The organism is Kordiimonas sp. SCSIO 12610 (assembly GCF_024398015.1).
Lineage (GTDB): Bacteria > Pseudomonadota > Alphaproteobacteria > Sphingomonadales > Kordiimonadaceae > CANLMI01.
The window spans coordinates 693,590-713,251 of record NZ_CP073747.1 but is presented as its reverse complement, the minus strand read 5'-3'; the positions used below and the strand labels follow the sequence as shown (position 1 = coordinate 713,251).

General features: G+C 46.3%; 15 protein-coding genes and 1 riboswitch. Of the genes, 5 read left to right on the top strand and 10 right to left on the bottom strand.

The window, feature by feature from the left end:
* Window position 1 precedes the first annotated feature (1 nt).
* Genes KFF44_RS03290 through KFF44_RS03275 form a run of 4 tightly spaced genes read right to left on the bottom strand, consistent with a single transcriptional unit; the run spans window position 2 to window position 4,672 of the window.
* Entirely contained in the window at window positions 2–823 is an 822-nt protein-coding gene (locus tag KFF44_RS03290) for an ABC transporter ATP-binding protein (protein WP_255937212.1), read from the bottom strand.
* On the bottom strand, window positions 820–1,839 hold the full coding sequence (locus tag KFF44_RS03285; protein ID WP_255937211.1) for an iron ABC transporter permease: 1,020 nt from the start codon (window positions 1,837–1,839) through the stop codon (window positions 820–822). Before KFF44_RS03285 ends, KFF44_RS03290 begins: the two co-directional genes overlap by 4 nt.
* A complete protein-coding gene (locus tag KFF44_RS03280; RefSeq protein ID WP_255937209.1) occupies window positions 1,836–2,750 on the bottom strand; it encodes an ABC transporter substrate-binding protein in 915 nt (304 codons plus the stop codon). The genes KFF44_RS03285 and KFF44_RS03280 overlap by 4 nt, the downstream gene beginning before the upstream one ends.
* Before the next feature lie 26 nt (window positions 2,751–2,776).
* Window positions 2,777–4,672, bottom strand: a complete 1,896-nt coding sequence (locus tag KFF44_RS03275) for a TonB-dependent siderophore receptor (protein ID WP_255937207.1) — start codon at window positions 4,670–4,672, stop codon at window positions 2,777–2,779.
* Window positions 4,673–4,807: 135 nt separating this feature from the next.
* Window positions 4,808–5,022: riboswitch (cobalamin riboswitch) on the bottom strand.
* A 176-nt stretch (window positions 5,023–5,198) separates the two neighbouring features.
* On the opposite strand from KFF44_RS03275, the gene KFF44_RS03270 reads away from it, so the two are divergent.
* Window positions 5,199–6,008 (top strand): hypothetical protein, encoded by an 810-nt coding sequence (locus KFF44_RS03270; RefSeq protein WP_255937204.1) that lies wholly within the window; start codon window positions 5,199–5,201, stop codon window positions 6,006–6,008.
* 25 nt (window positions 6,009–6,033) lie between these two features.
* Here the strand turns inward: KFF44_RS03270 and KFF44_RS03265 are convergent, their stop codons facing one another.
* Entirely contained in the window at window positions 6,034–6,507 is a 474-nt protein-coding gene (locus KFF44_RS03265) for an Lrp/AsnC family transcriptional regulator (RefSeq protein ID WP_255937202.1), read from the bottom strand.
* Between the two features lie 142 nt (window positions 6,508–6,649).
* Here KFF44_RS03265 and KFF44_RS03260 point away from each other — a divergent pair, with 142 nt between their 5' ends.
* A complete protein-coding gene (locus KFF44_RS03260) occupies window positions 6,650–6,940 on the top strand; it encodes a hypothetical protein (RefSeq protein WP_255937199.1) in 291 nt (96 codons plus the stop codon).
* A gap of 63 nt (window positions 6,941–7,003) precedes the next feature.
* Here the strand turns inward: KFF44_RS03260 and KFF44_RS03255 are convergent, their stop codons facing one another.
* The 3 genes from KFF44_RS03255 to KFF44_RS03245 all read right to left on the bottom strand — a co-directional run bounded on the left by KFF44_RS03255 (window position 7,004) and on the right by KFF44_RS03245 (window position 10,668).
* Window positions 7,004–7,972: an ornithine cyclodeaminase family protein gene (locus KFF44_RS03255; protein ID WP_255937197.1), complete on the bottom strand. Its 969-nt coding sequence runs from the start codon at window positions 7,970–7,972 to the stop codon at window positions 7,004–7,006.
* A 3-nt stretch (window positions 7,973–7,975) separates the two neighbouring features.
* Entirely contained in the window at window positions 7,976–9,316 is a 1,341-nt protein-coding gene (locus KFF44_RS03250; RefSeq protein ID WP_255937195.1) for an amidohydrolase family protein, read from the bottom strand.
* Between the two features lie 62 nt (window positions 9,317–9,378).
* Window positions 9,379–10,668: an amidohydrolase family protein gene (locus KFF44_RS03245; protein WP_255937184.1), complete on the bottom strand. Its 1,290-nt coding sequence runs from the start codon at window positions 10,666–10,668 to the stop codon at window positions 9,379–9,381.
* Window positions 10,669–10,951: 283 nt separating this feature from the next.
* On the opposite strand from KFF44_RS03245, the gene KFF44_RS03240 reads away from it, so the two are divergent.
* Window positions 10,952–13,438, top strand: coding sequence for a M1 family metallopeptidase (locus KFF44_RS03240; protein WP_255937181.1), 2,487 nt, complete (start codon window positions 10,952–10,954; stop codon window positions 13,436–13,438).
* Window positions 13,439–13,460: 22 nt separating this feature from the next.
* On the top strand, window positions 13,461–13,979 hold the full coding sequence (locus tag KFF44_RS03235; protein ID WP_255937179.1) for a DUF6702 family protein: 519 nt from the start codon (window positions 13,461–13,463) through the stop codon (window positions 13,977–13,979).
* A 43-nt stretch (window positions 13,980–14,022) separates the two neighbouring features.
* Here the strand turns inward: KFF44_RS03235 and KFF44_RS03230 are convergent, their stop codons facing one another.
* Window positions 14,023–16,689, bottom strand: coding sequence for an ATP-binding protein (locus KFF44_RS03230; protein ID WP_255937177.1), 2,667 nt, complete (start codon window positions 16,687–16,689; stop codon window positions 14,023–14,025).
* Window positions 16,690–16,811: 122 nt separating this feature from the next.
* Window positions 16,812–18,314, bottom strand: a complete 1,503-nt coding sequence (locus tag KFF44_RS03225; protein ID WP_255937174.1) for a bifunctional UDP-sugar hydrolase/5'-nucleotidase — start codon at window positions 18,312–18,314, stop codon at window positions 16,812–16,814.
* Window positions 18,315–18,566: 252 nt separating this feature from the next.
* On the opposite strand from KFF44_RS03225, the gene KFF44_RS03220 reads away from it, so the two are divergent.
* Window positions 18,567–19,505: a DUF547 domain-containing protein gene (locus KFF44_RS03220; RefSeq protein WP_255937172.1), complete on the top strand. Its 939-nt coding sequence runs from the start codon at window positions 18,567–18,569 to the stop codon at window positions 19,503–19,505.
* Window positions 19,506–19,662 lie beyond the last annotated feature (157 nt).

The following is a 19,662-nucleotide window of genomic DNA, read 5'->3' as shown; positions in this document are numbered from 1 at the left end:
CTTATGCTTCCTCGCCGATAGCTTTTCCGCCGGAAAGCGGCTTGCTTGGCATCAGGTAATCCACGCCTTTGTCGCGCCAGCGACTGACACGAACCTGAAACGCCGCCTCTAAATTCTGATCGCTTAACACGTCCTTGATAGCTCCTGTCGCCAGAACCCTGCCTTCATGCATAAGAACCAGCTTATCACAGTAGTTTTGGGCAAAACTAAGATCGTGAAGGACAATCAGAATGCCGGTGCCCTTTGCTGCATGTTCGCGCATAATGTCCATCACCTGAAGCCGGTGATAGGGGTCAAGGGCGGCTGTTGGCTCATCCGCAAGCATATAGGGTGCACCAACAGCAATTGTCCGAGCGAGCATTAACCGCGCCACCTCGCCGCCCGATAGGGTTGTCGCTATTCGGTCCCGAAGGTGCCAGGTATCGGTTGCGGTCATCGCATTCTTGATAATCATCTGGTCCGCTTCAGAAACATCATCCCACGGCCCAAGATGCGGGGTGCGGCCAAGGGCGACCAAACGCTCAGCGATCAACGGCCAGTGTACGGGCGTGCCCTGCGGCACATAAGACATCAGCTTCGCACGGTCCTTTAACGTCATAGACGCTGCATCAACACCGCCTACAGAAACCGTGCCCTTTTTGATCTTAACAAGATTTAATGCGGCCCGAATTGCCGTACTTTTGCCAGCCCCGTTTGCACCAATAAGCCCAACAACCTCGCCCGGCTTCACATCAAAGCTGACATCTTCAATTATTGACTTACCGCCTAGTGAAACACTGACAGAATCCAAAGCCAAGCCTTGATTTTGACGATTTTTTGTCATCGCATCGTCTCCCGCGTTTTATACACAATCACAAGAAACACAGGCGCGCCGATAAATGCAGTCACCACCCCGAGTTGAAGTTGACCAGCACCAAATGGCAGGCGGGTTACAATATCAGCGAGCGTCAAAAGAACCGCGCCTGCAATCGCACTGGGTAATAATATCTGCCGTGGTTCGCTACCCACAAAAAACCTGACGATATGGGGGACTACAAGACCAACAAAGCCAATACCACCACACACCGAAACCGCTGCCCCCACACTCAGGGCTGTACCCGCGATGATGCGCCAGCGAAGGCGTTTCAGATTAATGCCGAGCGAGGTCGCGGCGTCTTCGCCGAGTGCAAGTGCGTTCAACCCCTGTCCGACACCGATCATCAATATCCAACCCAGAATTATGAAGGGCGCAGCCAGAAAAAGATCATCGGTTGTTCGGTTCTCTAATGAGCCAAGCATCCACAAAACCATGTCCCGCAGTGACATAGGGTTGGGCGCAAAATTCATCACGAGTGATATAAGCGCCGTCGAAAGGCTAGAAAGGCCGATACCCGTCAGGATAAGCGTAAGAACACTGGCGTCCCTTGACGCAACCAAGAGGACAACCATCGTCGCAGCAAATGCGCCGAGCATGGCAAATATTGGCACTGCAAAGCTTGTGAGAGCCGTTAAGCCAAAATAGATAGCGATCACAGCACCCAAGCTTGCGCTCGCGGTAACGCCGATAACGCCCGGTTCCGCAAGCGGGTTCCTAAGCAAGCCCTGAAGCGCTGCACCCGAAAACCCCAGTGCTGCCCCTACTAGCATCCCCAATAGAATACGTGGCAACCTAAGCTCGCGGATGATGATCGAAAGCGCACTTTCGCTCGGCCCCATTAGCCCTTCAATTACCTGGCTAAATGATAATGGTGCCTGACCAAAGGTTGCGGAAATCAAACCAGTTACAATCAAAACAATGCTCAACACAATAAGCAAATGCGTCTGTTTTAACCTGAAGCCGTCTATTATTAATTGTATCATTGGCCCGCCCAATCATCGCGCTCAGGTTTTGGCGCCCTGTAAGGTGGAAACAAGCCAAGCTTTGACGCTTCTTCGCGGATATATTCAGCACCGTCCACAAAGAAAAACCCGTTACAGGACAAATATTTGCTTGGGACCAGAATAGTTGGAATTTCCTGCATCATTTTATTCAATAGCGGATGACGCGTTAACCCCCACTGCGATTTGGCCGATGTTGTTAAGTCAAAAAAGCTTCCGATGATTACATCAGGCGGATTAAGAACCAATGCCTCCAACGGTACTGGTTGCCAGCTATTGATTTTCATCTCGTCCGCTACCGTATCAAACCCAGATAATTTGATCACATTATCAACAAAGGTACCAAGCCCTGCCGTAAAACCACCTTGCGTGACATAAACCGCCTTTAGCTTCGTTTTCGGCATTCCTTTGAGGGTTAATAATCTTGCTTTATAGTCGGTGATCATCACCTCACCTTCAGCGACTTTACCCAAGGCACCAGCAATTTTAGAAACATTCCGAAATACGTCATCGGCTGAAAGTGCGTAATCAACCTGAACTGCCGTTGTTCCGGTACGTGCAAACAATTTGTTTACATTAGCCCCACCCCGCCACGACCAAACAACTGTATCAGATTCCTGCATCAGAATTTCCTCGGCACTTCCTCCAAAGGTAGGAACATATCGGGCGCGGTCACGGTGAAACGAATGGGCATCCAGAGCTTCCTTGGACACCGCCTTGATCTGGCTTTTGTCGGCAAGTGCCAAGACAAACTGGTCGGCACAATAATCCGTGGAAACTGTCTTCAAATCTTCTGATAATAAGGGAAAGCTTGTGAGAACAGCCGAGAAGGCACTGACAACCATTTGCATCAATGCCCTGTTTTTTCTTTTCTTTGTCAAGTCATCCAGCATGCTTGACCCTTCCGGTATTGAACCGCTTAAAAGGTTGCGCGAACCCCGCCAAAGACAGAGGCACCAGGCGTACCGAAATCTAGGACCTGCTGGTACTCTTCGTCAAATAAGTTATCGATACGTCCAAACAATTCCAGATTTTCTGTTAACTGGTAACTTGCGCGAAGATCAACCCTGATCCAGTCGTCGACCAATTCTGCTTGATTATTGATATTGTTAATTTCAGACCCATTGTAAGTGACAGATACATTGGTTTGAAACTTGTCCGTAACCTGCCACTGCACATTACCAAACGCCTGATGGCGCGGGCGTCGTGCCAAACGCCTGTCATCTGTTACGTCACGCGCAGAAACATAGGTATAATTGGTTGTGAAACTGAGCGTGTCCGTGAGGTTACCATCCAATGTAAACTCGATACCCCGCGAGCGTGCTTCGCTGATATTGTCGAACCCAACCGTGAAGGAAAACCCGATCAAGTTATCTACATCCTGATCAAAATAGGTAACGCTTGCTCTCAGTTGATCATCAAACAGGGATTGTTCCACACCAACTTCAAAGGCCTCAGAACTTTCAGCGAGCAGGTTCGCGTTCGGTCCAGCGATAACTTCACCCGTTGTAAAATCCGTAAGGATAAATGTTCGCTGGAAAATAGTTGGCGCCTTAAAGCCTTCACCCCAACTTGCAATAATACGCGTGCCTGTATCCTCAAATGTGTAACTGCCGCTAAACTGCGCTGATGTTACACTACCAAACCGGTCGGTATCATCGACCCTGATCCCTGCCGTAAGGTTAAGACCGTCCAATCCATTATATTCTACAAGGCCAAAAACACTATTGATCGACGCATCATCAGGATCAACGCTTGTGTCCGTGACTTCGCGCTGCGCACCACCAGATAACGACCAGTTATCATCTATCTGGAATGACCCGATATAGTCCAGATTGAAACGTTCGCCGTCGGCGGCGAAACTTTCCACACCGTTTGCCAAATTCTGACGATCAATGCGTGAGTATTCTATAGAAAATGTATTCGTGAAACGACCATCAAGAAAATCAGCGAACGCTCGACCTGCGATTAAAAACTCTTCGCTATTCGCAACCTCATCGCCGTCTACAACGCCGAAATTTCCATCAGCACGCAGGCCAAAACTGTCGAACTCATTTTCGCTGTCCACATAACTTGATGTAATCTCAGCGCTGAATATGTCATTAAACTTGGATGTAATACGTGCCCGAAGCGTCAGGTTTTCAAAACCATCATCTTCTGTATTACCGTCCGCGCTATCTGCCGCAGAGATACCATCCGTATTCAGGTAACTTCCGGCCAAATTAAAGCCTAGTTTTTCATCGCCGCCAAATACGTTCGCTGCGGTCCTGAAACTTGAGAAAGAGCCATATTCACCCACGACACTGCCGCCAAATCCTTCGCCGCCTGATTTTGTAATGATGTTCACAACACCACCGATAGCGTCAGAACCATACAATACTGATTGCGGGCCGCGTACGACCTCAATCCGTTCAATAGAAACAGGATCAATCGTGCTAAAGTTAAATCCACCGCCTGAACTTGACGGATCGTTAACCTGAACACCATCAATCAAGATCACTGTCTGATCAGACGCGTTACCGCGAATGGACACGGATGCCAAACCACCAAAAGTACCATTTTGGTTAATTGACACACCAGGGACTGTTTGGAGCGCATCTACAACAAAATTAAATTGTTGTAACGCCAGTGCTTCTTCTGTGAGGACACTGATACTTTTTCCAACATCAGAAATCGGCTGCTCGCGGCGGTTGGCCGTGATCACAATCTCTTCCACATCATCATCAGCAAAAACTGATGGAACACCAACAACACTTGTCAAAAGTGCTATTTTTAAACTGTTTCTAATCTTCAAACTCTTGGCAAGTTTGGCCATTTGGAATACTCCACTGAACCCAATTGGGTTGGTTATAATATTTTGTGTGGAGTTTGGGTTTATAACGCCGCCCTCCGTGCACAATCCGAAATATCGCCGGCACGGAATTCCGCTCTGTATGGTTAAACCCGACCATCAGATGGGCGACATGATGGCAGGTCTCCTGACTTCGTGGATCGCTATGTTACCAGATCCTTCCCGGGGTTTTGGTCCCAGTGGATATATGCTGGTAACATTCCTCACTTACAGTTGCGGGTACAGTCACGGATTTGGCGCTATAAGAAAAGCCTCACCGTGTTCCCTCTTAGCTGCTGGGCATGCCCAGCAGAACCATCTGAGTGTGGCTATAGCCTATTGCTCTTGGAATGAGCAAGCTAAAACATCCTGACATACTAATGCGATGACTTTTGGAAATATAACTTGGTAGGAAGATTTTAACGAATTCCCATCAGTATCACCCTGCAGAAGGTTCAACCAGATGGGGGTCGAACATTCTATCGTGCTCGCGCACGTACGGAGACTTTGAATGTTTGACAAGCGCCTTTGGGCACTGGTTTTCGGGGTGATTGCTTTCATCAGCTTTTCGCCAATTCATGCCAGCGATAATACGACGACAAAACCGCCTACAGGACAGTCCGGGCAGAAATTGCTCCTGAAAATGGACAATAGTATTGCCTTTTTGACAGGAACCGGCTTCGCATTGCCGGGCGATAATCTGTCAGCCATAACTTTTGAACACAAAAGCATATGGGCATTCGGCGATGTGTTTGCGTTCTATGACAAAATAGACATGCATTCAAATCCGGTTTTGGATCAGGCATGGTTTTTCAAGGCCTTCGCACGTATGAGCTTGGGCAAAACAATGGGTTTACGTTTTCCAAAATCCAGCTTTGTTTCCGATTTATCACTCGGCGGCATCTGGGAGCGCGGACGTGGCGGCCTGGAGGGTATTGCCCTCGGCCTATCTGCCGATTTACGTGTTCCTGGTTTTCGGATTTTCAGGTTCACAGCCTTTTCTAGAAAAGATACCAGCCTCGGTGATGGCTTTGATGATGTTCAATTTAGTATCGTTTATGCTTATCCCTTCAAAATTGGTCAGGAAAAATTCTTGATTGACGGCTTTATGGATTATTCGCCGGGCTTTGGATCACGCGCTCCTAATTTCCATGCTATTCCCCAGATCAAATGGGATTTGGGAACAAAGATTGGACGCCCGGGCAAATTTTTTATCGGGATTGAATGCGATATTTGGGAAAACCAATTTGGTGTTTTAAGTACTGATACGCTTGATAGTGATCAGTTCTCTATCAGTGCGCTTGTAAAATGGCACTTTTAGATGGCTAATTTGATGCCGCTTTAATTCATTTCATCGTCACGGGCTGAACATTCAGAACAGTGGTGTCCTTAACCGCCGTTAAAGCAATAGACGAATTGATTTCGCGAACCCCGTCAATCCGCGACAGGTGATCCCAGAATAGTTTTTCATAACTTTGGATATCCGGGACGCGTATTTTCAGTATGAAATCAACATCACCCATCAATGTATGGCATTCTATGACTTCCGGAAAACGCTGAACCTGCTCGATAAAATTTGGAAGATCACTTTGACCATGAGCCTGCATTTTCACCTGAGCAAACACCATAACGCCCAGACCAACTTTTTCAGGGTCCAAGAGCACAGTATGCTGTTTGATAATGCCCAGTTCTTCCATACGTTGAATTCGCCGCCAAACAGCTGAACGTGAAGACGCTAGCTCACCCCCCAAGTCCTGCAAGGACATTGTCGCATTATTTTGCAGTTTATTTAATATTTTAGCATCTAATTCATCAATCATCAGAACATTTTTCCTTAAAATACAATATAATTGAGAAAATATCTTATTTTTTTTAATATTACAATCAATTTAGGGACCCTTTCCATATAGAAACCGGGCATTATTCACACACTGATGACCTCAAGCTTTAAAAGGTGCTAAAATGGTTTTACAAGGAAACAAACGAACACGGTTCAGCCTGCAAACTGCATATGATGTTAATACCCTACCGCGTATCCTTGAGATTCTAACTATTCGCGATTCAGCACCGGAAATGATTTCTCTGCGCCGCAGTAGTGATTTGCAAGTTATCGAAATGGATATTGTCGATATGGATGACCATACTGTCATGGTCACAGCCAACAAAATGCGTCAAATTCTGACGGTGCAATCGGTGCAGTATGAAACACTTGTTTCACCCCAGTCTGCAACAATTCTTCCCCAAGCTGCTTAAACAATAATCCCAAGAAGGAACTTGGCCCGACAATCCTGATTGTCGGGTTTTCTTTGACATATTTTATGATTGTTCGCCAGCGAGTAGCCGATCGTATACAAGCCCCGCCAATGCATAATCCTCGATAGCGGTTCCGGTTGATTTGAAAACTGTATTTTCACCCCGTAAATGGCGCCCTTTGTGGTCACCTTTTGAAAGCATCGAAAGGTCGGCCTTGATATGGTCACGTGTGATTGCCCCGGCGTCAAGCGGCTGAACGATATCACCGCCCTCCTTCAAGGCTCCCTCAAATGTATCGACAAATATAGATGATCGGGCCATCGCTTCATCATCGGTTTCACGCATGTTAGGCTTGAACGCGCCGACAAGGTCAAGGTGAACGCCGTTCTTCAACCAATCGCCTTTTACAATCGGAACCGTGGATGTGGTTACACACGAAATAACATCTGCCCCACGGCATGCAGCCTCAAGATCATCGGCCACTTCAACCTCCATTCCGATTGGCGCAAGTGCATGCTTTACAGCATTCGCTTTCACTTCTGATCGCCCCCATATCTGAATTTTTTTATAACTGCGCGCAGCAAGATGCGCTTCAATCATATATGGGGCAAGTTTTCCTGTACCCACAAGCAGGAAGGTCTCTGCGTCCTCAGGTACTAAATATTTAGCCGCTAGGGCGGATGCTGCTGCCGTACGCCGCGCTGTCATTTCCGCTGCATCCAGAAAAGCAAGAGGCAAACCTGTCTCTGCGCTTAGCAAAACATAAATACCGCACACTGTTTCAAGTCCTTTGGCCGCATTCGCAGACACCACAGAAACCAGTTTTTGCCCGATATATCTCTCTTGTTGCCATGCGGTCATGGACAAAAGAGTTACTTCGCTACCCGCGTGATCATTTATTGCATAGTGCGCCCTTGTGGGTGCGGTGGGCGTGTTTCTAAAACTATCATCTAGCGCTTCTATCAAAGCGGGAAATGGGCTCAGTCGGGCAATATCCTCTGCCTCGATCAATCGAATATCATTAAGTTTCATATCTTACCGAATTACCTTGCCGCCTTTGATCACGTGGCGCACTCGCCGCATATCGGATAGATATGCGAGGGGATCACCATCGATCAGAATAATGTCCGCAAACTTGCCTGTTTCCAACGTGCCAAGGTTTTCTAACTGATTAAGAATGATCGCGTTTGTTTTTGTCGCAGCAATCAGGATTTCCATGTTTGTTTTTCCTGTGGCTTCCTGCAGTAGAACCATTTCCTTCCAAAGGGCGTCATGGTGTGGGTTTCCGCGGGTACCGCTATCGCTCGACACAGCAAAAACAGCACCAGCATCCGCAAGTTGGCGCAGCTTCGCCATACGCCCAGGCCTATCGGTAGTTGCCCGTTTGTAAAGGGGATGAGCGCTTAAATCTGCATTACGATATGACCTTCGAACATCCGCGTAAATATCCGCTGGTAGATCCCGTTTCCAACGCGGATCATCGGTTAATTCAGGATTGTCAATAATCTGCGCAAGCCCGTCGAGGGCAATAATCGTCGGTGCCATCGCCACTTGATTTTGAAGGATAAGGTCCAGAATTTCACTGTCATATTCAGGTGCTTCACCATCACCAATATGTTCAATCGTATCATATGGCCCCATCCCAGCCTTCAATGCGGTTTTAATACCGTCAGCCGAGTAGATATGCGATGCGACACGCAAACCCTGCTTGTGGGCTTCATCATAAATCGCAGCAAGCTCAGCTTCAGATAGGGCTTCATCCTGCGTTTTAATAACATCCACCCCCATGGATTTAAGCTTACGCACCTTCTCGCGTGCGTCCTCAGGGCTTTCGATGGGCCATGTATCCTTATAGGTTTCAGACACAAAGGCGGTTACTGTTTTCCTCAGGAACGGCCCCGCGATGAAAGTTCGCGGCCCGATCATTTGACCGCTATTAATTTGGTCACGTATCCAGAAAATATTACTGACATCCGCGCCGAGATCACGAACACTGGTTACCCCTGCATTCAACATTGCCTTTGCAGCAGACGGTAATATATCGCTTCGCATACGGTCCTCATATGTTGCGAACCAATGATTATAATCAGCGTGGCCCAAAATATCGAAATGAACATGAACATCGATCAGCCCGGGCATTATTGTCATGCCATCCGCATCAATAATTTTTGTGCCTTCTGGGATGGTAATACCGCCATCCTTACCAACTGCTTTGATCCGGTCCCCTTCGATTAGGATGACGCCGTCATTAATGGGAGTGCCACCGTTGCCGTCAATGATACGCCCTCCAACGATTGCCGTCAGATCATCGGCATAAACAACCGATGATACTGTTATGGACAAAGTGATTAACGCGAACACTTTAAAAAGTTTCATTTTTCCCTCCCAACAATTCGTGGCTACCTGCTAAACACAGAAAGCCTTTATCCAGGGTGATTTCAGTGTTTCAAAGCTCCACAATTGGGCTGTTGGCGCTGCTGATTATTGTGGGGAACGACAATTTTGCCTTCTTTCAATACCCAGCGGACACCGTTGATCAGATTATTAATATCAACCAGCGGATCAGCCTCAACCGCAACAATATCCGCAACAAACCCTGCTTTAATGCGCCCTAAACGATCTTCCTGACCCAACAACGCTGCGCCGTTGATGGTAGCCGTTTGTATCGCTTCGGAATTTGTCATACCCGCCTCGACAAAGGCCCTCAGTTCACATGTATTTTCACCGAAGCCGCTTAAAACAGCGTCAGAACCCATAGCGATTTTCACACCTCTTTTATGCGCGCGCTTCACCGTTTCAAGATTGCGAGCAACAAAATCATACAGATTTTTCTGAATATCATCGCCGTAGCCATATTCATCAGCGTGCGCGGCGTAATACCGATTATGATCGACGGTCGGAACATAAATGATACCTGTTTCCGCCATACGTTCTAAAAGTGCGTCAGGCACATCAACAGCATGCTCGATAGAGTTTACGCCTGCGTTAATTGCCCCCTCGACAGCTTCAGGCCCATACGAATGAACCGTGACCCGCAGGCCAAATTGTTTTGCAACCGAAACAGCCGCTTTAAAATCATCCTCAAAATATTGCTGGCGGCTCGTAAGATCAGAGGCGCTTCCTGTTGTCGCAAAAAACTTGATCCAATCCGCGCCTTCACGTGCTCGCGTGCTCGCCAACGCCAGAACTTCTGCGGTGCGATCACGGGCTTCGGTTACACGGTTCCCTTCATTCGCTGGATGGATGCCAGCGCCAGACGTGAATATGCGCGGACCCTTAAGGGCGCCAGCATTGATCAAATCCCTGAGGTAATAATCCAGATTTTCGCCCGCATTCAGATCACGAACCGTGGTAACGCCTGTATTTAGTGTTTTCAGGCCATTTTCATATCCAGCAACCAATCGCTTTGAAAGAGGCACCTGACCTAGTTCGGCCCAGGCATTTCCATGGCTTTCGCCTTCGAGACCGTATGTGATATGGGTATGTGCATCGATCAAACCCGGCAGTGCAATCAATGACCCCATATCCACAAGGGAAGCATCCGGTGCTGTTTTATCTACCCCCATTCCCACCTGTTTGATTAATCCGTCACTGATGAGAATGTCACGTGCGTCCAATACTGACCCCGTTCCGTCAATGATTTTTGCGAAACGGTAAATGACATCATTGGCTTTCGCCGGAAACACAACCAACGCCATCAAAATTATAGTCACTATCACTCTAAACATATACTAGCCCTTTGCTCCCATACCAAAATGGATTACCGAATAATTCGATTTCATAGTCTCAGACATATGAACATCCTAAACAACCGCTTGTGAACTACACTATGCCCCACAACAGACGCCCGGCAAGCTTAAAAATCACAGAAAACTTCGTGTTGTTTGCGGTGATAACACCGTCAAACACATTATTGCTTCCGTTTACCGCATCCTTCATTGAAAAACTGAAACCAACATGCCACAAAGCTGATTAGATTTTTGGGAAAGTGTATCTAAGGGATAGAATCTGATGATTTTTCAGTTCAAAAATAGAACAGGAACGATTGCGCGCGGTTTAGTTACGGCGTTTGCAGTTGCCCTGACAGGTTTCAGTGTGCAGGCTGGTGAAGTTGGAAGTGGCGCTAAAAAATTCAAACAACTTGGCACCGAACTACCAACACCAAACGTATACCGTGACGCAACGGGTGCACCAGGGCCTAACTACTGGCAGCAGTCAGCAGATTATAAAATCAATGTGACATTGGACGAAAACAACAAACGGATTACTGGTTCAGAAACTATCACCTATACCAATAATTCCCCGTCTACGCTTCGCTACCTCTGGGTACAACTGGATCAGAACCGCTTTAATCAAAGCTCTATCGAACAGCGCTCTGCAACAGTATCGCGCGCCAACAATCGGCCGCGCACCGCAGGTAGCAACGACCGCTTTAGCTATAATCAGCTTCGCGCCCATCAATCCCGCTCGGATACAGAGCACGGCTATAAAATCACAGCTGTAAAACGTTCAAATGGCGGCGCGCTAACGCACACAATCGTTGATACAATGATGCGCATTGACCTGCCTACCCCGCTTGCAAGCGGTGCAACTACCACATTCTCAATCGACTGGGAATATAACATCATTGAAGAGGCTGCGCTTGGTGGCCGCGGCGGTTACGAGCGCTTTGAAGATGATGAAACCTATATCTATTTCCTAGCCCAGTGGTTCCCGCGCATGGCCGCCTTCACCGACTATACAGGTTGGCAGCACAAAGCATTTTTGGGGCGCGGCGAGTTCACGCTTGAATTTGGTGATTATGATGTATCAATCACAGTCCCTGAAGATCATATCGTGTCTGGAACAGGCGTTCTTCAGAACCCGCGCGATGTGTTAACCGCTGAACAACGCAGCCGTTTGGACAAAGCGAAAAACGCCAAAGAACCTGTCTTTATCGTAACACCAGAAGAAGCGGCCGCGAACGAAGCCGAGAAATCAACAGGTACCAAAACATGGCGCTTTGTTGCTGAAAATGTTCGCGATTTTGCTTGGTCTTCATCGCGCAAGTTTATCTGGGACGCGATGGGCCACAAGCAGGATGACGACAAGAACCCGCTTGTTATGGCGATGTCTTTCTATCCGAACGAGGCAGAACCCATTTGGTCTAAATATTCAACCCATTCTGTTGCCCATACAATGAATGTATATTCGAAAATGTCATTCGCGTACCCTTACCCAACTGCACAGTCAGTGAACACATGGGAACGCGGCGGTATGGAATATCCGATGATTACATTCAATGGATACCGCCCAACCAAGCAGGATAATGTTGATGAGCGCACATACACGCGCAACATTAAATACGGCCTTATTGGTGTGATTATCCACGAAGTTGGTCATATTTATTTCCCAATGGTTGTGAACTCAGATGAGCGCCAGTGGACATGGATGGATGAAGGCCTGAACACCTTCCTCGAATATGTTGCTGAGCTGGAATGGGAAGAAAATTACCCGGCATTTGCAGGTAAAACAAACCTTCTCGATACCATCACCACCTATATGCGCAGTTCGAATCAGGTTCCGATTATGACTCAGTCAGATTCGATTCTTCAGTTTGGGCCAAACGCATATTCAAAACCTGCTGCAGCACTTACCGTTCTTCGGGAAACAGTGATGGGCCGCGAATTGTTTGACCACGCCTTCCGTGAATATTCACATCGCTGGAAATTTAAGCGCCCAACCCCAAGCGATTTCTTCCGCACGATGGAAGATGCGTCTGGTGTAGACCTCGATTGGTTCTGGCGTGGTTGGTTCTATACAACTGATCATGTTGATGTGGGTGTAGCAAGTGTTCGCGAATATAAGGTGTTCACAGGTGATCCTGATATCGATAACCCGATCAAACGTGCTGAAGCGGCTGCAAACGAGCCGGAAGCTATTCAGCAGATTAGAAACCGCGCCGAAGGCATTGAAATGTACATCGATGGTTTCGGGGACGCCTTGAAGGACGTTTATAACGATAACGATCGCTTCACGACATCCAACAAGGACCGGAATTCATATCAAAGCTACCTGGAAGGCCTGACACCTTGGCAAAAACGCGCGTTAGAGCGTGCGATCAAGGACGATCAATTCATCTATTTCGTTGATTATGAAAACGTTGGCGGTTTGGTGACACCACTTCCGGTCACTTTAACATTCGCGGATGGCTCTACTGAAGACATGATGGTACCTGCCGAGGTGTGGCGCCGCGACGCTGAGTTTGTGACTCAGATGTATATCCGCGATAAACAGGTTGTTTCCGTGGAGGTTGACCGCGCTCATCAAATTGCTGATGCAGATCACAGAAATAATACCTTTCCACAGAAGGTTTCATCATCACGCCTTAAACTGTTTAAATCTGACAGAAAAGCCCGTGACCTGATGGCAGACCTTCTTGTAAAGCTAAAAGCTAAGAAAGAAGCTGAGAAAGCAAGCGCTGGCGAGGAAACTGTTCCCCTAGCCGCAGCTCAGTAATTAGTAACGGACCTTTCTAGCAATGAAATTTGCAAAACTATCAACCTGTGTGGCCCTGAGTATTCTCGGGGCCACATTTGCTTATACTTCTAGCACACAGGCGCATAGAACAAGTTCCAGCCTTACAAGCGTGGTCTGGATCGCATCCGACAAGAATTTTGAAGTTACCCACCGCCTGCACTTGCATGATGTACAGCAAGCACTAAGGAACGTAATCGCTGACCCCAGCACAACAGCCTTTGACCCAGAAGGCCAAGCGGAACTGATCCTCTATATGGAGGAGACTTTTAGTTTTCAAAGTCCATCCGGTCAACTTGAACTGACGCCCTTGGGGGCGGAAGTGGAAGGCGATTATGTTTATGTCTATCAAGAGGCGTCAGTGAAAGAGATACCCCCAAGTATCACCATACAAGACTTAACTTTTCATGACATTTACCCTGAACAAGAAAATCAAGTTAATATTGAATATCAGGGAACTGTTACTTCGCTTGTTTTCAATGCTTCTGATGACAAAGCGAAATCGGCAAAATTCAGTGAGTAAAATAATATAAATCTCAACTTAGATTGCAAACTTACCGGATGACTTAAGCCGCTGTACCTGCCTTTGATAGCCATTTATCCAATTCCGCAGTCAATGCCTGTAGATTAATCGGTTTTGTTAAAAAACCATCAGCACCGGCGTTGATACACACTTGTTGTGCATCAGCTTGTGCGTCAGCCGTTAACATAACCACGGGTAAACTATTGATGGCTTGATCACCGTGTGCCTTGAGCAGTTTTGTTAACATTATGCCGTCCATCCGCGGCATATGAAAATCCGTTAAAACAACGCCGTATTGATTACGTTCAACTTCTTCATACGCTTCAACGCCGTCCGCCACGATTGTGTATGTATAACCAAGATGATCTAACGTAGTTGCGATAACTTTCTGATTTATCGGGTTGTCTTCGGCAATCAAAATTGAACGATTATCATTTGTATTAACAGCTTCCGTTTCACCTGAAGGCTTATGGTCTTCGGCCTCGTTAGTGTCTGCGATTTTATTGTTCTGGCGATACGACAATAACTGGTCATACAAGCGATAAGCATTAAGCGGCTTTGGAATAACACCGTTCACCCAATCGGTATGATCCAAGGATGTCATTGCAGAGCGCGGGGCAAGTGCCAGAACATTTAAATCAAATTCGTTCGCCATCACTTTGAGATAGGGAGTAATCTCGGGATTATGCTCGATATCATGATCAAAAAGAACGATATCCTGATATTCGCCTTCTCCCGTTTGCCTGATCATGCCATTCCAAGACTGCGGCGCTGTTGCGTCCAATAAGATCAGGTTTTCACAAACACTAGAAAGGGCACTTGATATCAAATGTTCTGTTTGCTCATGCATAACTGCAACATAAATATTTTTGGGTAATGATCCCTTCGGCAAAATTTCTAGCTGATTTTCTGCTGGAAGAAACGGGATAGAAAAATAGAAAACTGACCCGGTACCCACCGTGCTTTCGACGCCAATATCGCCGCCCATTAAATCAACTAGCCTTTTACAGATACTAAGACCCAACCCTGAACCGCCGAAACGGCGAACTGTTGATCCATCAGCCTGGGCGAAAGCAACGAACAAACGTTGAATTGCTTCTTCACTTATACCTATGCCTGTGTCTTCTATTCGGAAGTGAAGCATACCTTTACCGGTTTCCTTCCCAAGAGAAACATCAATCTTAACATAACCATTCTCGGTAAATTTAACCGCATTCGAGGTCAGGTTGAGAAGGATTTGACGAACTCTTGTAGAGTCGCCCAAAATATAGCTCTCAATATCAGGGGCAATATCAAAGAAAAGTTCTAACCCTTTACCATAGGCGTCAGCACCGCACAGTGCTGAAACGCTTGCAACAAGTTCCCGTATATTAAATTCAACCTCTTCGATCTCCAGCTTTCCGGCTTCGATACGTGAGAAATCGAGAATGTCATTAATAATTGTCAACAAGGAACCAGCAGACTGTTCAACAATTTCCACGAGCTCTTTTTGCTGATTATCCAATTCAGTTTTTGAAAGCATTTGGGTCATGGAAACTACACCATTCATTGGTGTACGAATCTCATGACTCATCGTTGCCAGGAATTCAGATTTAACTTTTGTCGCGTCCTCAGCTTTTGCTTTTGCTTTCCTAAGTTCACGTTGCTGATTTTCGATCTCCGTGATGAAGGAGCTAATTGACTTCGCGATACCAGTAATCTCATCTTTACCAGAAATAGTGATCAGATTGTCTTCTAATTCGCTATATTCCTGAACCTCTTTGTTCAAGCGGTTTAGCCTCGCCACAAAAAGCGAATGCACCATATAGGCTACTGCACCAATTGATAAAATCGTTAAGAACCCGGTCATCAGAATATAATTTAACTGTTCTTCAAAACCAGCATTAACGACCCGTACACTTTTGGTAACTTCTGCCCCAGCGGTTTGAAAGACATCGTCAGAAAGTTTCGTAACTTCCTCGTTCAACGTCAGAATTTGATTTTCCAAACCACGCACACGCGCTGTTAGCTTTAATCCTTCAACCAGACTTTCAAAGTATCCATCTTCGCCCAGTAATAAAGTTTCAAGGCGTTGTTCCTTAACTCGCATATCCTGGATAATATTTGTGGGCAAACCAGACCGCAGTCCCTCAAGGCCTGCGAGCTGTCGTGTTACATTGCGGCGTAAAACACGCATAGCCCGCAAACGACTGATATTGATACTTTGTACTGCAAGAGCAATACTGCCGGACACTCTACTTTCCCAAGCGAGTATTTGGACTTTTTGCTGGTCCGAAACATTTTCAAAATTTTGTATTCTATCGTCCAGCAATGAACTTAACTGACCTGCAATTTCACTACTTACATCTTCAGCGACAATGCGATTTTCGATTTGTTGATTTAACTGGTCAACGAGCTGGTTAATCGCACTCAAAATTCCTGCAAACGCAGCCGTGTTGGTTTGATCACTGAGACCGGAAGCCAATGCGTCAACCGTTTCAAACTGGCTGGTTATTTCGTTATATACCAGTCTTCGTTGAATTTGCGTATCAACAAGGGCAAACCTACGAACGGTACCGGTTAACGATGACGTTGCCGTTGACAAACGCGAAACATTTGCCGCATTGGGCAAGGTTTCATTGGTCAGATTCGATAGGGAAGTTTGAAAGCTTTTTACGTTGAAAACGCCGTACGTTCCTACAATACCAATAACGACAAACCAAACGAGCATGCCAATGGAAAATTTTCCCACGATGCTGGAGGAAAAGCGTATGTTATTTTGCTGAGCTATCTTATTATTATGTTTAAGCATCACTATTCTATCGAATATTGGTCCAAGCTATTCGTTTCGTGTCACGGTTCAAGAACGATTCTATTTTCGATTACCGAATTAATCGACCCCTTATCAATAACATATTGCGATAAAACTTCTCGTGTTAACTGACCACCTTCGGAAATTTCTAGTTTTTTGGCGGACGCAAGCATTTCATACCCATCTCCACCACCCGAAAGATAGTCGGTTGTGGCCAATTTATACAGTTTTGATTTATCAATGGGTTCGCCGTTCAACGAAACCGATACAGCCTTCCCCTTTGATAAGGAGTATCGGATTTCGAGGTTTGAAACTTGTGGAAAACACCCATCATAATCTTGACGGCAGGGAATACCATGTTCAACCGCATCCCAAATTTGCTGACCCGTGACCTCAAGAAGCGCAATTGTATTCCTAAATGGTAATTCAGCCTGCATATCACGGCGTGTCAGTTTATAGCCAACTGAATAATCACGGTCCCCTCTAATACTGCCACCGTTAATAAGTGCCACATCAGCGCCAACCTTCAGCCTAAGACTGTCAGCAAGCAAGTTTGCAAACGCATTTTCCTCACTGCGAAGCATGGCTCGATCAGTTGTTAATTCACTGGCGACCGTTCCAATAGGCATATTTAAAAGCTCTTCAAGAGGGGCAAGATGAAGATCAATCGCAGATAAAACATCCTCATCAGGTTCATATTGCTTTAAGTCAGGAATAACCGTTCTTACATCACTTATGACATATCTTTCGTCTTCCTGATCTATCGACACCGTCATGTCCAATATTTGGCGCCCATCAGCAATGGACCGCACATAAAAGGCATCACCTACCTTATGGGAAACGGTTTTGTCGAAACTGGTCTCAATCACGAGGTCAAACGTGCCTGAGGAAAACATTTCGTTAAAACCCCTAACATCAAAGTCCGCGGTCACGATGATCAGGTCTGCGCCTTGTTCCCGTAATCTCTTTGATTGTTCTACCGCAGATTTAAACGGATCTAAAACGCTGGTACGTTTAACCCCATAGTCCGTTAAAACAGCAGGTGATGTGAGGGCAACAATCCCAATAGAAATTCCGTTAACTGTAAATAATTCGCCGGGAGAAACTGTATTAAAGGGCCTGTTTGTTCTTAAATCTACGGTATTTGACGAAACAAAAGGAAACAACGCCTCTACCGCGCGCTGTATCAGCATATCTTCGCCGTATGCAAACTCACGTTTGGCAATAGCGAAAACATCAGGTTCAACGATATTTAAGATATCAATCATATGGGCGCCGCGATCAAGCGATGACAAGACTGCGGGTGATAAAGAATCGCCGCCATGAATTACAAAACTGTTATCATTTTTATCACGAGCTTGGTTGATGTATGCGGCAACACGGGCAAGCCCTGGTCGTTCATCCGTCTCTGACACCTCAGGCATATTAGAGAAATAAATGATACGAATGTCATCTTCTGCGTGTACCAGATGGCCTAAGGTCAACACGATAACAAGACCACCCCACATCTTCACCCATACATAATGCAACAATTCTTTAGCCATTAGCCATTCCAGAACTTCTAATTAGTAATTCAAGCCATAATGCTATACGAAACTTAACAAAATCATACTTTCTCTGATAAATTAAAGGCCTCCGGTGTCTCCATCTAAAAAATCCATGTTTTTTTAATAAAATCTCATCACAGAACTAAGTTCACATACAACTCACTGCAATTTGAGCCTGAGTTTAATTTCTATTTTCTTCGGAATGCATACTGTTTAGCCCATGTTCAACTTTGATCGGGAAATAGGGACATGATGTTAAACGTCAATACGCATAAAAAACGCTATCTAAAAACGGCCCTGGCAATAGGTCTATTTTCATCTATCGCACTCGTGCCTGGTTCACCAGTTATGGCATTTGAAGAAAGCAGTAATCATTGGGCTAAATATGACGCGTCTTCTTCTGCCCGCGTCGAACACCGGCCTATGACTTCAATTCTGGAAGCCATATCTGTTCGTAATAGCAAGCAGGATACAATCGCCTATTCAGCGATCAAAGGTCAGACTTTATCATATGTAAAAAGCTATATCCGGTACCTGGAGAACATTAAGGTTTCGACCTTAAACAGGGACGAGCAGTTGGCATATTGGCTGAATTTGCACAATATAGGTGTTATCAAGCTCCTTGCCGAAGAAAAGCGCGGATACCGCAAGGTCAAAAAATATCGCGGCACCCCTGGCAAACCCGGTTCAAAATGGTCTGAGAAGATTTTCAGTGTTGAAGGCCAAGAGCTATCGCTAGAGCAGATTGAACAAGAAATTCTTTTTGCGAACTGGAAAGATCCGCTAATCCTTTATGGTCTCTGCTACGGTACGCAAGGTAGCCCATCTATTGGAAAAGTGGCATTCACTGGCAGAACCGTCAAAGCGCAGCTAGCGGAAAACGCTCGTAAGTTCATCAACTCAACAAAGAATGTCAAAGTCAGTAAGAAAGGTGCTCAGGTCTCCAGTCTTTATACATGGAACAAAGCCAGCCTCTTTGACGGCGATGATCAACTCGTGCTCGCACACCTGAAATCATTTGCAAAACCACGCCTTGAGAAGAAACTTGCAGCAGCAGATGGTATCTATAAAGATAGATTTAGCTGGAAATCAAACGCATATGTTCCACGCGCACAAGCGCCTGCCGGCGGTGGTTTCGGCGGCGGTGGCGGCGGCGGTGGCGGCGGTGGATACGGCGGCGGTAGCTAAGCCCGCTCCCTAATCCGCGCCTGCGTCACATAAACAGCTGAGGAAAAACCTTATAAATAAGGCCACAGATATATTTCTGTGGTCTTATGCGTAGACAAAAAGGCTTGATCGAATGCATGCAAAACAACCATTAGCCAAGTTGCTGTTTGGGGCGTTT